Raw genomic sequence first — 15,673 nt, forward strand, 5'->3', positions numbered from 1 at the left:
ATAAACAGTATGTATCATATATAAAGTTCGAAGATCATGAAAACGAAAACATTCATAGCACTGGCACTGATCATTTGCTCCATTTCTTTTTGTAGTTGCGGAAGTTACATGACCAGCAAAAGTGCTATCATGAAGATAGAAAAGGGGATGACCAAAAAGGAGGTTGTCAGTTTACTTGGAGAACCGGATTTCCGGCGCTTCGACGAACAAATGGAAGAATGGGAGTATAAAAAGATAAATGCACTCACGTCGGAAACAACCATTGTCATAGTTGACTTTATCAATGAAAGGGTCAGTAATATGAACTCTTTCAATGGTGACAACTATCCTACTCCTCCTGTAGCCGTTTTCCCTCCCAATGACGGCAATTACGGAGAACCATATCCTCCGCACCCGAATGGTCACGGAAGACCTTCGAGAGCCGTAAATGAAAGAGAGTTTCAGCAACTATACAATAAAGTCAAACAGAAACCTTTTAAAGACGACCAGCTGGAACTTCTCGAAATGGGAGTTTCCAATAAATATTTTACTTGTAAGCAGTGTGTACGTCTTATGTCTATTTATACATTCGATGACGACAAACTGGAGGTATTGAATATAGTTGCTCCCCAAATCATCGACTTCGAAAATCAGGAAGAAATCATCAAATCTCTGAGTTTTATTTCCAGCGAAGAGAAAGCTGAAAAAATACTACGCCGGGCAAGAAAATGAATAAATTCCATCTTTTTTCTTCCGCGGTCACGCATGTACCGCTACCGGAGAAGTTCACCTATCCGTTTCATTACACGCCCCATCCATTATGCAGGATGGCTGCAGAAGAAGTACAAAATTACCTGCAATGTAAAAAAGACTGGGAAAGCGATCTGAAGCAAGGCAAGATGTTCGGTGTCCTGATCGTACAAACATCTGCAGGGGAGGTCGGGTACCTGGCTGCTTTTTCCGGTATCCTGGTTGGAAAAAACCTGCATGAGTATTTCGTTCCCCCCATCTATGATCTGCAGCAGCCACAAGGATTCTTCAGTATCGGAGAAGAGCGGATCTCTGCCATAAATAGCCGTATCGAACAGCTTCAGTCTTCCCCTGATCACCTGGCTGCCTGTCAGAAACTGGACGAAGCTGTTGCTTTGGCTGCCAAAGAGATTAATGTTGCCAAAGAGGAACTAAAGAAAGCTCAGCAGAGACGTGAAGAAAGACGCCTCAACAATCCGGACGAGCACGAACTTTCGGCTATGATACATGAAAGCCAGTTTCAGAAAGCGGAGCTAAAACGACTGAAACAACAATGGAATGAGCGTATTGCTGCCATCCGGACAGAAACGGAGACATTCAAATCTGAAATAGAACGACTGAAAACGGAACGTAAAACCCGTTCGGCAGCTTTGCAACAACAACTTTTTGAACAGTTCAAAATACTCAATGCCAAAGGAGAGGTAAGAGATTTATGTGACATTTTTAAAGAGACGGCACAGAAAACTCCGCCTGCCGGGGCCGGAGAGTGTGCTGCTCCCAAGCTTTTACAATATGCTTATCTGAACCGACTGAAACCGATCGCCATGGCTGAATTTTGGTGGGGCGATTCACCCAAAATGGAAATTCGTCATCACGGATATTTCTATCCAGCCTGTAAAGGAAAATGCGAGCCGATACTGAAACATATGTTGCAGGGATTGGATGTGGAGGATAACCCGTTACTGACAGACTTACACCGCCATACGGAACTTGAAATATTGTTTGAAGACGACTGGCTGCTGGCTATCAATAAACCGGCAGGAATGTTATCCGTTCCCGGTAAAACCGATGCCGATTCAGTTTATCAACGATTAAAAACACGGTATCCCGATGCTACCGGCCCCATGATCGTACACAGGCTCGATATGGCTACATCCGGAATCTTATTAGTTGCAAAAACCAAAGAGGTACATCAGAATTTACAGGCGCAGTTCAAAAACCGGACAGTGAAAAAGCGTTATACGGCATTACTCGATGGTGTAATTGCAATTGATAACGGAATTATCGACTTACCTCTTTGCCTCGACCCGTCAGATCGTCCCCGCCAGATCGTTAGCGAAGAATACGGAAAACCTGCCATAACAGAATACCAGGTCCTTTCCTATAATAAGAATCAAACACGCATTGCTTTTTACCCGCTTACAGGCCGTACGCACCAGTTACGTGTACATGCTTCTCATCCGCAAGGTCTTAATACACCTATTGTCGGTGATGAACTATACGGGAAAGGAGCCGACCGTCTCTACCTGCACGCTGAATTTCTGAAATTCCGGCATCCAATCTCCGGAGAAATAATCCGGATCGAAAAGAAAGCTGATTTTTAATCATTAAGTTATTATTGTATTTCGACAAGAACGGTAATTCCCCACATCCACAGGGATAGTGGGGAATTTCCCCCGTATAGGTGGGGATTTTCGCCCATGTATACGGGGAGTTTTCCCCATTGGGATGGGGAAAAATTTCCGCTACAATGGACTTTCTGTCACCTATAGATTAATTTCGTACTTTTGTTCTCCACATATATATATTCAAAACTAATATGATTTCAGCAAAAGATTACGACGAATTACTACAGTTATGGGAAGCTTCCGTAAGGAGCACGCATCACTTCCTGACAGAGGAAGATATACAATATTACAAACCTCTGATACGTAACGAATATTTCCAGGCAGTAGAACTACACATCATCAGAGACGAACAAACACAGCATATCGCCGCGTTTATGGGGTTAAGTGAAGATTTGATTGAAATGCTTTTTGTCCACCCTTCTCAACAAGGCAAAGGATATGGAAAGAAACTGGTTGAATTTGCCGTACGGAAAAAGAATATCCGGCAAGTAGACGTAAACGAACAGAATGAACAGGCTTTGCATTTTTATCTGAACCGAGGGTTTGAGGTTATTTCCCGAGATGCCATCGACGGTCAAGGGAAACCTTATCCGATCCTGCATATGCAATTAAAACCGGTCCGGTTAAGAAAAGCAGAACCCGAAGATCTTCCGGAACTGCAATGTGTATTCGAAGAAAGTGTCAGAACCTCCTGCTGTAAAAATTATTCTCCCGAACAAATAGATGTCTGGATAAACCGTGCATCCCCCGAACGTTGGAAGGAATTATTCAGTAGCGATCTGCAGTTCGTCATTGCAGAAGAAACAGACTCATTTCGGATCACAGGATTTACGTCATTCAATCAGCAGGGATATTTACACAGTATGTTTCTTTTACCTCAATTCCAGAGGAAAGGGATCGCCACATTCTTATTGGATTATGCAGAAGATTTCGCACACCGGAACCAACTCCCATCTCTTTTTGCAGAAGTCAGCCTCACGGCACGCCCTTTCTTTGAAAAACACGGATTCATTGTTGAAGAAGAACAAGTCGTTAAAATAAAGAATATCGAAATGAGTAATTTCAAAATGCGTAAGTTCTTTACTCTAGATTCATAAATACAAAAAAAGGAAAATCAGAAATGATTTTCCTTTTTTTGTAGTCGGGATGAGAAGACTCGAACTTCCGACCTCCACGTCCCGAACGTGGCGCGCTAGCCAACTGTGCTACATCCCGTTTTTGATTACGGCTGCAAAGGTACAACAATTTTTGAACCCACAAACACTTTTGCTGTTTTTTTTCAAAAAAAAGTGCATTCGCCCCTTCAAATTCTTTTAATACATTTTTTTCGACATTTTTTTCATGAAACGTTTGGAGTGTATCATTTTTTCCCTACCTTTGCACCCGTTAAACAAAACAAACGGTACCATAGCTCAGTTGGTAGAGCAAAGGACTGAAAATCCTTGTGTCCCCGGTTCGATTCCTGGTGGTACCACTGAGAATCAAGCAGTTATCCAAAAGATGACTGCTTTTTTTATGTCTATCAGGTTACCTTCCACTTAATACAAGATCAAGCTTTTCTCATTTCGTCAAGTAAAACCCTCCGTTCGTCAGATTAATTTGAAAGCCCCATTGCTTCAGATTAGTTTTGAACCCGAAATCTAAAAGATAAAATTATGAAATACAACAAAATGTATGCCTTGGTTGTATTGCTGATTCAATCGATCAGTATATTAGCACAATCAGTTATATCAGGTAAAATAATAGACAAAAACGGTGAGCCTATAGCCAGTACAACAGTATTATTACTGAACAATGCAGATTCCACCTATATTACGGGCACAGCATCAGATAAAGACGGACGGTTTGAAATTCCGAAAATCAGACCAGACAACTATATCCTTTCATTTTCTATGATAGGATTTAGAAAAATCTACAGGCAACAGCAAGTCGGACAAAACACAAAGAATGACCTGGGCGATGTAGTCCTGGATGAAGAATCTTACGGATTATCTACTATATACGTTACCGGAAAAAGACCTCCTGTTAAAATTGAAGCTGGAAAAATAACTGTCAACCTCTCGTCTGCCTTATTGAGTACAGATGGCAATATACTCGACGCGTTAAGAAAATTACCGGGAGTCATCGTTCAAAATGATGGGACGATTATATTAAACGGCAAATCAGGAGCAAATGTGTTAATCGATGACAAAATAACTTACCTGTCGGGAGAAAACTTGATCAATTATCTGAGTTCTATCCCTGCCAGTTCAATAGAAAATATCGAACTGATAGCCCAGCCGTCATCCAAATACGATGCCTCGGGTAGTTCAGGCATCATCAATATTCAAAAAAAGAAAATAAAAGAACAAGGTATCAATATAGCTGTATCGACCGCTGTGGAAAGAGGAAAGTATGCCAGAGGAAACGAAAGTTTATCCCTGAACATTCGACATAACAAATTGAATATGTATGTCGACTACTCCAATGTTTGGGGAGAAAATCTCATAGTGCTATCAGTCTCCGGACATTATTTGGATCCGGTAACATCAGAACCGCTTGAACTTCGAAAAGATTTTGTAAGTAATATAGCCAGGCAATCCGTAGGACATAATCTAAAAACAGGGATAGATTATGATTTATCGGACAAGATCACTATGGGAGCCTACTTCTCTTCAAATTGGTATAACAGAGATAAAAATGAAGTGACCATATCGGAATTTTTCAACAATAACAAACCTCAAAGCGACTCCACTTTGACAGCTATAAGTGCAATAGATCACAATTACACCAACATCACAGGAGGAGCTGGAATTGTATACAAATTTGCGAAAACAGGAAAATGGGATGCAGCTTTTGATTACCAGCTTTTTGACCAAAAAGATGACCATCTGTTAAAATCTTCTTTTCTGACACATGTTAATCCGGTAAAAGAAGATACATTATCCGGTAAAACAAAGGGAGATATTAGAATATACAGTGGGCAAACAAATCTGAGTTTCGATATATCCGGGAAGTTCGGTGTCGAAGCCGGACTCAAATCCGTTTTCGTAAATACCGGCAGTAATGCTTTGTATAAAAAACTGATTAACGGCAGTTGGTTAAGAGACAATAATCTCAGTAGCAATTTCAAATATAAAGAAAACATTAACGCAGGATATTTTCAATTAAACGCCAAATGGTCTCCTCGATTTTCAACAGCAATTGGCCTACGACTGGAAAACACATACACAAAAAGTCATTATAGCTCAACTGTTCAGGATACAACCTTCAGTAAAAATACCCTGCACCTTTTTCCTACTTTCATGACGCAATATCAGCTCTCCGAAAACTATGATTTGTCCATGATATATGGTCGTCGTATTATCCGCCCCAATTACAGGAATATGAATCCTTTTGTTGAGGTCAGAGATCAGTTCTTATATGAGCAAGGAAACACTGAATTGAAACCCGAATTGATTGACAATATGGAAATTTCTTTGATATTCAGAAAAATATGTTCATTTAATGTTTTCTACTCACATAGGAGCGATCCTATTTCATTAAGTTTTATGGTCGAGGACAATAGCCGTGTCCTGGTTATGCCGCTGAATTTATCGGGCAACAATTCATTTGGATTAAGATTAGGATTAAATGGCATACCCCTTTTCAACTGGTGGACTGCTCACATAAACGGTTCTTTAACTTATAAAAAATTCGATTGGATGATGTCTGGGAAAACCTTTAAAAATGAGGTAATAACACCCATGATCCATATCAACAACCAATTTACATTACCTTGTGGATGGAGAGCTGAGGCTTTCGGATTTTACAGCGGCAAGATGATTGAAGGACAAACCAAAGTAAAACCTTTATGGACAATGTCGCTCGGTATTCGCAAGAACCTGTTGAATGACAAATTAAGTTTGTATATTTACGCACACGACATCTTCCATTCTAATCGTCCCCATGTATCTGTAGATAGTAACTATCTGTATTATACATCGAAAGAAAAAAGCGACACAAGAATGATAGGAATATCGCTCGGTTATCGATTCAATCGAGGCAGGGAAATAAAAAAATCTCAAACAGGAGATCGAATAGAAGAAAGTAAACGAATAGGTTTGTAACATCAAAAATAAAAACACATGAACTTAAAGCATGAATGGGTCATTCCCTTCTTTTTAGCATTAACGCTTTCAGTCTGCTTATTTATTATTGTGGACATCACCTATGATGAAAGAATATGGGAATTCAGTTTTTTTACTTTAAAAGCCCGTGTTCAGGCTTTTGGGGTAACGATGGTCTCATTTTATCTGGGAAGTTATCTTTTTCGGCGAATAGCTCACTTTTTTATAAATAAGAGCAAAGATGAAAAAAGAGCAAACTGGAAAGAGTATGTGTTTGTTTTTTTGATGAATATCATCCTCTTAAATATCATGCATATATTTATTATGGCTTATATCACTCATATGTTTGATGAGGCTTCTTTCAGATGGAGGGAATCTGCTTTGATCAACGTGATGGGATCTGTCCTTTTACTACTTTACTATACGATAATACGCAATGGGGTTTTATTCAAAAGTTTTATTGAACAAAACCATCAATTGGAAAAGGTTAAAGTAGATCAATTAGAAACCGAGCTGAAATTCCTGAAATCGCAATACCACCCACATTTTCTGTTCAATGCTTTAAACACCATTTATTTTCAGGTAGATGATAAAAACGAGGAAGCAAAGCTCAGTATCGAACAGTTATCAGACCTGTTGCGTTATCAACTCTATAGTATAGAACAGGAAGTGACCATGGAGCAGGAAATAAATTACCTGAGGTCGTACATCGCTTTTCAACAGCTACGAATGAGTGAAAGGCTTGTTTTAGATCTATATTTTGATCCGGGATTGAAAGGGCAGAAAATACATCCTCTTTTGTTTCAGCCTTTGATCGAAAATGCGTTTAAATATGTAAGGGGTGAATACAAAATACAGCTTGAAATGAAATTAAAGGGAGATCAAATCCAGTTCGAGATAACAAATTCTATATCTCCATCCCAAAACTCCAGCAATAAAAAGGGTCAAGGGATAGGAATTGAGAATCTGAAGCGACGGCTCGATCTCCTGTATCCCAACAGATATAACTTAAATATTACACAAACAGAAAATCAGTTTACCACTAAATTGACCATAAATACAGATTGATATGAAAATAAAATGTATTATTACAGATGATGAGCCCATGGCTAGAAAAGGCTTACGAGGTTATATCGATAAAATAGAGTTTCTCACATTGATCGGGGAATGCGAAGATGCCATTCAGCTAAACGCCATGTTGAAGACCAGACAGGTTGACCTGATCTTTCTCGATATTGAAATGCCCGAGATGACAGGAATAGAATTATTGTCAAATCTCACTAATTCTCCTAAAGTGATTATTGTATCAGCTTATGAACAATATGCCCTCAAAGGATATGAATTTGATGTAGTGGATTATTTGCTGAAGCCTGTATCTTTTGACCGCTTCCTTAAATCCGTCAATAGGGTTCATGACCTGTTCCAAACGGAACAAAAGGAAGGCGATGATTATATATTTGTGAAAAGCGACAAGCAGTTAAAGAAAATCATGTTCAAAGATATTCTCTTCATTGAAAGCATGGAAAATTATGTTATCATTCAGACAACCTCATCTAAAGAAGTTGTGTATACGACTTTGAAACAAATCTATGAATCATTACCCTCGAACATTTTTTATCAAACCCATCGTTCATATATTGTAAATATCAACCAGATAAATGCCATTGATGGAAATCAGTTGAACATAAATTCATATAAAATACCCGTGGCCCGAAATTTTAAAGATGAAATCTTTCATTTGATACTCAATAACCGATTAATAAGCAAAAACTAAAAACATTTACTCCCCCAAACGACCGGGATAAAAATAACAAAACAAACAAACGCAATCCGGAGAAAAGGAATGTAAAGTAAATTTTTGAATGTGCTTTGCATATTTGAGTTATTTTAATTTTAAACCCTGATTCAGAAATACAGTACAAAGCTATTCCTCTTTACATTCCTATGCTATTTTTTGACAAACGGTCACTTTCTATTGGTGAACTGTAATTATTCCATCTCAAACATTTCTGAATCGTCGCTTCTATCCCTGCTCTTGCTCTTATCTTTCTTTTTGTTCATATTTCCGAAATTGTAAGTCAGGGTAAAGCCGACACGTCTGCCACCACGCCAGTTTTCAGAGTCTTGCCAAAAACCGTCACCGGAAGTAATCGTACGGAATTTACGGGAATCCAAAAGATCACGGGCATTAACACTCAATGTCAGTTTATCGTTCAGGAACGACTTGCGCAAGCCGAGATCAACCGAGTAATTCGGTTTACGATATCCTTGCGCCATCAGACGTTTGGAATTGTAATTACCTGTCCCCTGCAAAGACACTCCCCACGGCAAACTCAAATTAGCGATCATACGAACATCCCAGGCAAAACTCTCGTCCGTCTCTCCGGTAACCGGTATCGATGCTCCTGCCGGAAGATAAGTAAAGCCATCCAATTTAGAATAATAAAGATTGACCGTTGTCGTCAGATCGAGTATCTTAAACAATTTGTCTTTACCGACGATCTCCAGACCGCTTGCCTGCGATTTTGCTACGTTCTCACTGGTCGTATACATCACATTATCTTCTGTATTCAAGAAACGGATACGCTGGATTACATCATCTGTCGAACGATAGTAACCGGAGAGTGATAACGTATGTCCTGATTCCCATGACTTGATATAGTTCAATTCAAAAGAGTGGGAATATTCCGGAGTCAGTTCCGGATTACCGAAAGAGATATTGGAAGCATCGGAGATATTCCGGAACGAATTTAACTGTCCTCCCCAGGGACGACGCAAACGACGCGTATAATTCACTTGTAATTCATTATTTTTAGGTAAAGAATAAGAAATGAAAGCACTTGGGAACAGTTTAAAATAATCCTTTTCAAAGCTCTCAGAGGGTTTACCGTTAAACTCCTGGTCAAAATCCAGCGAACGGGTATCCACACGCCAGTATTCTCCACGCAGACCAGCCTGATAGCTAAGATTCTCCCACTTGCCACCATACGTCATATAAAGGGCATGTACATCCTGATTATACAAGAAACGATTGTATAATGTCTGATCCTGCTGGATATTTCCGGCAGTCGTTCCGGTATAGGTATCTACCGGACTGGCATTACGCTGGAAAGCTCCTTTATAACCGGCTTCGATACGTGACATTTCGGATATTTTATTGCTGTAATCAGCCTGAACTTCCCAGGTTTTATCTTTTATGTCATTCTCCTGGGTCTGATAGATAGGATCCGCAGACTGGGAGGGATCAGTATATGTTGTCGATTGCTGGAAAATGTCCACTCCGTCGCGTTTCCATTGATTATTACTGACTGTCAGGTCAATATTGCTTTTATCTGAGAACTTATGGACGTAATTCAATTCCAGGTTATACATCTTCATATCCGAGTCTCCATTCGTTGTACGGTCGCTGGTATAAAGCGTATTCCTTTGGCTGTCAGTAGAAATATAATGGATCGTTTCACTATTATCGCCTCCTCCGGTCATACCAGTCACATTTAGCGACAAATCATCGCTTTTAGTCATATGCCAGGTAGCACCGAAACGACCGAACCAGTTATTATGCTGCCGCTTGGAATCGTTCGTCTGATCGAGAAAACTACTATTTGTCGTATTCTCCCGGCTAGTGATACCCCCCCCTTTAAATTCACGATTCCGATAGTTCAGGTTTGCATAAGCATCAACCTTGCTACTGCTATAATTGATATTGCCACTCGCCTGATAACCACCATCCGTATCGGCTCCAGCCTTTACACTTCCATAATAACCGGGCTTGCGGTCATCTTTTAAAATGATATTGATAATACCCGCCGTACCCTCCGGGCTGTATTTAGCAGAAGGGTTGGTAATCACTTCTACCTGTTTGATATCCCCTGCAGGCATCATTTCCAAAATATCTGCCTGGTTATCAGATGTCAGCCCGGATGCTTTACCATTGATCCAAATCGTTACGCTGGAATTTCCCCGCAATGAAACAGACCCCTCATTATCAACTTCCACGGAAGGAATATTTGATAAAAGATCACTGACAGAACCACCTTCGGAAGCAATATCCTGCGTAGCATCGAATACTTTCCGGTCGATCTCAAAACGCATCTGAGGTCTTTTGGCAACAATCTCGACTTCATTCAGCTGGTTGGCATCTTCTTCCAGTGTCAACTCCCCCAAATTAAGCACCTGACTATTATCCCCAATGGATATATTCCTGGATATTTCTCCATAACCGATATAAGAAAAGGTAACGACATATTCCCCTTTCTTCAGCCCGCCAATAGTATAATTTCCGTCACTACCGGTGACAGATCCTTGCAAAATTTTATCTGAACCTTTTGCCTTTACCTGGACAGTTACAAACTCCAGGGGACCACCCAGTTCTCCATCTATTACAGTACCTTTAATTCCTCCGTCTATTGTTGCTCCACTCACAGCCGGTGCCATACACATAAGCATACCGGCCAGCAAAAAACTTACCTTCTTTTTCATCATTGTCTAAATCAATCTTTTTCCCGTTTTATCAATTGTTCAGTTTGACTAAAACAAAAAGAAATGGTTTATTCAGAAAATAATAAAATAAGTAAATATTTGCCACCTTTTGATAGCGTTTCTCAAACACAGCTCCAGTTACTCCTTGTTTTTTAAAGCAAAAAACCGAATCTATAAAATCTGTTTTTCTAATAGAAAAAACAACTTTATTTCATATTTCATTTATTACCAATTGGTAAGTTTTGCCGAAATCTAAAGTCCTACCTTTGCGCCCGTCATTATTAAAAACAAATTGATATGCAGAGGGATAGCCTTGATTTTAAAAGAATGGATGTAGGAAAGTTATTCACCAGACTACTCTTTCCTACAATTTTAGGAATGGCCGCATCGGCACTGTTCACTGTAGTCGACGGCATATTCGTAGGGAACGGGATCGGGAGTGATGCCATGGCGGCAGTCAATATCTCAGCCCCTATTTTCATGTTCATCGCCGGGCTCGGTTTGATGTTCGGAATGGGTGGCGGGATACTCACTTCCATCAACTTGTCACAGGGCAAATACAAAGTGGCCAATATCAATATGACCCAATCGGTCATAGCCTTGATAGTTGTCAGTTTAATTATAACACTGCTGCTTACCCTGTTTCCGCATCGGATAGCGACCCTTTTCGGTTCCGACGAATATCTGAAAGATATGGTTGTAGAATACCTGTTCTGGTTCTCTATCAGCCTGCCATTCACTGTACTCGTTGTTGCTTTGCCGTTTTTTACACGGCTTGCCAATCCGAAAATATCCATGTGGGCAATGCTCGCCGCAACAATTGTGAATATCATACTGGACTATCTGTTCATTTTTGTATTTAAATGGGGATTGTTCGGTGCGGCAATAGCCACTGATATCGGTGAGTTCGTAGGGGCAGCGATCATGCTTATTTATCTGTTCGGACGTTCACGTTTGGTAACCGTGAAATTCGTCTGGCTGAAGATGAGTTTCAAGAGTTTATTGCTGACACTACGGAATGTGGGGTATATGGTCAAACTCGGCTTCTCTGTATTCATCAGCGAAATCACATTATCGGTCATGATCATTGCCGGCAATTATGTCTTTATGGATCACCTGGGAGCTGACGGTGTAGCGGCTTACAGTGTTATCTGCTACCTGTTCCCGATCATTTTCATGGTGTTCAATGCGACGGTACAATCGGCACAGCCTATTATCAGCTACAACTACGGATGCGGACAAATGAAACGGTCGGACAATGCATTGCGTTTATCGATGACATTCACGTTGATATTCGCATTGGTCATCACCGGCTTGTTCGCCTGTTTTTCCCGTAACATCGTATCGCTTTTCATACCCGATACGGCAAGCGACGCATGGAGATATGCAGTAACCGGTCTTCCGTTATTCGCTACGGACTATCTGTTTTTCGGTATCAACATCATCATGATCGGGTATTATACGAGTATCGAACGGTTAAGACGGGCTATCTCGCTGACCATTCTGCGAGGGATATTGCCGGTGGTATTCTTTTTCACATTACCTTTGTTGATGGAGGTCAAAGGTATCTGGCTGGCCGTTGCCGCCGGCGATATAGCTACGACACTGGTAATTGTATGTTTATTAATCATGGATAAAGTACGTGACAATGGAAACATTTATAGAAGGAATCAGCAAACAGTGTGAACTGAAGGAAACGGAAATAACATTGCTCCGCCAAGCACTCCGTACGCTGCATTTCCCGAAAGGGAGCACGGTCATCGGAGAAGGAAAGACAGACGATTCGATCTACTTTATACAGAAAGGTGTGTGGAGAGCTTACATCGAACGCGACGGAGAACAGCAAACGCTTTGGTTCTCCATTCCGGGTGAAACTGTATTTTCTTCCTGGAGTTATTTCCGCGGGCATCCATCCCGCTATACCATCAGTTCATCCAGCGACAGCATTGCCATCGAAATGAGGAACAGTACCATACAAAAACTGTCGGATTCATCTCCGGCTTTTCTGAAATGGATGCAGGAGCTTTTAGTGAATATACTTATCAATGAAGACGATTTGCTGATCGACCTGTCGAGCCCCAAAGCAGAAAACCGGTATCTGGCTTTTATTAAGAAGATGCCGGAACTGTTCAATAGTGTGCCGCTGAAAGAGATTGCAGGATATATAGGCGTCACTCCCCAATCACTCAGCCGGATCCGGGCGGGACTGAATAAAAATAAAAAAGCCATCCTTTAACAGGATGGCTTTTTTATTCTATCTTGGGTGAACGATGGGACTCGAACCCACGACCCTCGGAACCACAATCCGATGCTCTAACCAACTGAGCTACGCTCACCATTTCAGTCTCATTGAGTATTTCTCTTTAAGACGGTGCAAAGATAGATGTTTTTTATTATTCTGCAAGCGTTTTTCAAAGAAAAAATACAAATATTTTACTTATAAATCGCTTTCTTCCCGGCTAACAGCGTGTTACGCATCAAAGAAATGATTGTCATAGGACCAACACCTCCCGGAACCGGAGTAATATAAGAACATTTCGGCGCTACTTCGTCAAACTTCACATCGCCTGTCAACTTATATCCGCTCTTAGTCACACTGCTCGGCATACGGGTAGTACCCACGTCGACGATCACTGCACCTACTTTCACCATATCGGCTTTCAGAAATTCAGGAACCCCTAAAGCGACAATAATAATATCCGCACTCAGGCACATTTCTTTCAGGTTGTTTGAACGACTGTGGCAAACCGTTACCGTACAGTTACCCGGATATGACTTCTGCATCATCAGGGTAGCCATCGGCTTACCTACGATATTGCTGCGTCCCAACACGACACAATGCTTACCGCTTGTTTCTATTTCGTAGCGTTTCAGCAATTCCAGGATACCGGCAGGAGTAGCGGAAACAAAACAAGGAAGACCGATCGACATGCGTCCCACATTGATCGGATGGAATCCGTCAACGTCTTTACGATAATCGATCGCCTCAATAATCTTTTGCTCTGAGATATGTTTCGGAAGCGGAAGCTGCACAATGAAACCGTCTACATCCGGATCGTTGTTCAGTTCATCCACACGACGAAGCAATTCTTCTTCGGTCACATCATCTTCATAACGGATCAATGTAGACTTGAAACCGATCTCTTCGCAAGTTTTCACTTTACTGGCCACATAAGTTTCACTACCTCCGTCATGACCTACCAGAATGGCTGCCAAATGAGGGATCTTACCTCCTGCCGCTTTGATCTGGGCGACTTCTTCTGCCATCTCTTTTTTCATCTGAGCAGAGACCGCTTTTCCGTCCAGTAATTGATAATTATTGTCTTCCATACTATATATCTTTAATGTTTATCTCTTGAATGAAGGAAATTTCTTGCTTCCCGGTTTAGCGGCAGTAAGCATACGCATCATCTTACGTGTTTCATCAAACTGTTTAATCAGTTTGTTTACTTCCTGCACCGTCGTACCGCTACCTTTCGCAATACGCGTACGACGTGATCCGTTCAGGATAGCCGGATTGACACGTTCGTCCGGAGTCATTGAATAGATGATCGCTTCGATGCTCTTGAAAGCATTGTCGTCGATATCGATATCTTTCAAGGCTTTACCGACACCCGGAATCATGGATGCCAGTTCTTTCAGGTTACCCATCTTCTTGATCTGCTGGATCTGAGCGATAAAGTCATTGAAGTCGAACTGGTTCTTGGCGATCTTCTTCTGTAAGCGCTTGGCTTCTTCTTCGTCGTATTGTTCCTGTGCACGTTCCACCAAAGAAACGATATCACCCATACCGAGGATACGGTCGGCCATACGTTCCGGATGGAATGTATCGAGTGCATCCATCTTTTCACCGGTTCCGACAAACTTGATCGGTTTGTCAACGACCGTGCGGATAGAAAGGGCGGCACCACCACGGGTATCACCGTCGAGCTTAGTCAGTACAACACCGTCAAAGTTCAGGCGTTCGTTAAATTCTTTTGCTGTATTAACGGCATCCTGTCCGGTCATGGAGTCCACAACGAACAATGTTTCGTCCGGTTGGATGGCGCTCTTGATGGCAGCGATCTCTTTCATCATCTGCTCATCGATAGCCAAACGACCGGCAGTATCGACTATCACGACATCGTTACCCTTTGCACGTGCTTCACGGATCGCGTTCATAGCGATCTCTACCGGATTCTTATTTTCCAGTTCCATATAAACAGGAACGCCTACCTGCTCACCTACCACACGCAACTGTTCGATAGCGGCCGGACGATACACGTCACAAGCTACCAGCAACGGTTTCTTATTTCTTTTGGTTTTCAGCATATTCGCCAACTTTCCGGAGAAAGTGGTCTTACCCGAACCTTGCAAACCAGACATAAGGATGATGGCTGGTGAGCCTGTCAGGTTGATGTCGATAGCTGTCCCCCCCATCAGGCTGGCCAGTTCATCATGTACGATCTTAACCATCAACTGGCTGGGTTTAACGGACGTAAGTACGTTCTGTCCTAACGCTTTTTCTTTTACCGTATCGGTAAATGACTTAGCCACCTTGTAGTTTACGTCGGCATCAAGCAGGGCTTTACGCACATCTTTCAGCGTTTCAGCCACATTGATCTCGGTGATCTTGCCTTCACCTTTCAACAGCTTAAACGATCTGTCTAACCTTTCGCTTAAATTTTCAAACATAATTTGTATGTGTATTTATTTTTTTCTTTCTAATTTCTAACGTAATAGGGTGCAAAGGTAAGAAAAAGGATGTAA

The 15,673-nt window shown here is 41.3% G+C and carries 11 protein-coding genes and 3 tRNA genes; 9 read left to right on the top strand and 5 right to left on the bottom strand.

Annotated features, from left to right (window positions below; genetic code table 11):
* The first annotated feature begins 36 nt into the window (after window positions 1-36).
* The 3 genes from DXD68_RS14925 to DXD68_RS14935 all read left to right on the top strand — a co-directional run bounded on the left by DXD68_RS14925 (window position 37) and on the right by DXD68_RS14935 (window position 3,454).
* Window positions 37-711 carry a DUF4476 domain-containing protein gene (locus tag DXD68_RS14925; RefSeq protein ID WP_122362354.1) on the top strand — a complete coding sequence of 225 codons (675 nt, stop codon included), beginning with the start codon at window positions 37-39 and terminating at the stop codon, window positions 709-711.
* Entirely contained in the window at window positions 708-2,333 is a 1,626-nt protein-coding gene (locus DXD68_RS14930; protein WP_122362355.1) for an RluA family pseudouridine synthase, read from the top strand. The genes DXD68_RS14925 and DXD68_RS14930 overlap by 4 nt, the downstream gene beginning before the upstream one ends.
* Before the next feature lie 215 nt (window positions 2,334-2,548).
* Window positions 2,549-3,454 (top strand): GNAT family N-acetyltransferase, encoded by a 906-nt coding sequence (locus DXD68_RS14935; protein ID WP_122362356.1) that lies wholly within the window; start codon window positions 2,549-2,551, stop codon window positions 3,452-3,454.
* 44 nt (window positions 3,455-3,498) lie between these two features.
* Here DXD68_RS14935 and DXD68_RS14940 read toward each other — a convergent pair.
* Window positions 3,499-3,572 (bottom strand) — tRNA-Pro (locus tag DXD68_RS14940).
* 186 nt (window positions 3,573-3,758) lie between these two features.
* Between DXD68_RS14940 and DXD68_RS14945 the strand changes: the two genes are divergently transcribed.
* The 4 genes from DXD68_RS14945 (at window position 3,759) to DXD68_RS14960 (ending at window position 8,219) form a co-directional block, all read left to right on the top strand.
* Window positions 3,759-3,831: transfer RNA gene (locus tag DXD68_RS14945), tRNA-Phe, on the top strand.
* A 181-nt stretch (window positions 3,832-4,012) separates the two neighbouring features.
* Window positions 4,013-6,445, top strand: coding sequence for an outer membrane beta-barrel family protein (locus tag DXD68_RS14950; protein ID WP_199715693.1), 2,433 nt, complete (start codon window positions 4,013-4,015; stop codon window positions 6,443-6,445).
* An 18-nt stretch (window positions 6,446-6,463) separates the two neighbouring features.
* Window positions 6,464-7,513 carry a sensor histidine kinase gene (locus tag DXD68_RS14955; RefSeq protein WP_122362358.1) on the top strand — a complete coding sequence of 350 codons (1,050 nt, stop codon included), beginning with the start codon at window positions 6,464-6,466 and terminating at the stop codon, window positions 7,511-7,513.
* 1 nt (window position 7,514) lies between these two features.
* Window positions 7,515-8,219 carry a LytR/AlgR family response regulator transcription factor gene (locus tag DXD68_RS14960; protein WP_122362359.1) on the top strand — a complete coding sequence of 235 codons (705 nt, stop codon included), beginning with the start codon at window positions 7,515-7,517 and terminating at the stop codon, window positions 8,217-8,219.
* A 215-nt stretch (window positions 8,220-8,434) separates the two neighbouring features.
* Here the strand turns inward: DXD68_RS14960 and DXD68_RS14965 are convergent, their stop codons facing one another.
* On the bottom strand, window positions 8,435-10,927 hold the full coding sequence (locus tag DXD68_RS14965; protein ID WP_122362360.1) for a TonB-dependent receptor domain-containing protein: 2,493 nt from the start codon (window positions 10,925-10,927) through the stop codon (window positions 8,435-8,437).
* Between the two features lie 294 nt (window positions 10,928-11,221).
* Here DXD68_RS14965 and DXD68_RS14970 point away from each other — a divergent pair, with 294 nt between their 5' ends.
* Window positions 11,222-12,610 carry an MATE family efflux transporter gene (locus tag DXD68_RS14970; RefSeq protein ID WP_122362361.1) on the top strand — a complete coding sequence of 463 codons (1,389 nt, stop codon included), beginning with the start codon at window positions 11,222-11,224 and terminating at the stop codon, window positions 12,608-12,610.
* Window positions 12,573-13,160, top strand: a complete 588-nt coding sequence (locus DXD68_RS14975; RefSeq protein ID WP_122362362.1) for a Crp/Fnr family transcriptional regulator — start codon at window positions 12,573-12,575, stop codon at window positions 13,158-13,160. Before DXD68_RS14970 ends, DXD68_RS14975 begins: the two co-directional genes overlap by 38 nt.
* A gap of 26 nt (window positions 13,161-13,186) precedes the next feature.
* Here the strand turns inward: DXD68_RS14975 and DXD68_RS14980 are convergent.
* The 3 genes from DXD68_RS14980 to ffh all read right to left on the bottom strand — a co-directional run bounded on the left by DXD68_RS14980 (window position 13,187) and on the right by ffh (window position 15,598).
* Window positions 13,187-13,260, bottom strand: a tRNA-His gene (locus tag DXD68_RS14980).
* A 97-nt stretch (window positions 13,261-13,357) separates the two neighbouring features.
* Window positions 13,358-14,254, bottom strand: coding sequence for a bifunctional methylenetetrahydrofolate dehydrogenase/methenyltetrahydrofolate cyclohydrolase FolD (folD, locus tag DXD68_RS14985; RefSeq protein ID WP_122362363.1), 897 nt, complete (start codon window positions 14,252-14,254; stop codon window positions 13,358-13,360).
* An 18-nt stretch (window positions 14,255-14,272) separates the two neighbouring features.
* A complete protein-coding gene (gene ffh / locus DXD68_RS14990) occupies window positions 14,273-15,598 on the bottom strand; it encodes a signal recognition particle protein (protein ID WP_122362364.1) in 1,326 nt (441 codons plus the stop codon).
* Window positions 15,599-15,673 lie beyond the last annotated feature (75 nt).

The organism is Parabacteroides sp. TM07-1AC (genome assembly GCF_003480915.1).
GTDB lineage: Bacteria > Bacteroidota > Bacteroidia > Bacteroidales > Tannerellaceae > Parabacteroides > Parabacteroides chongii.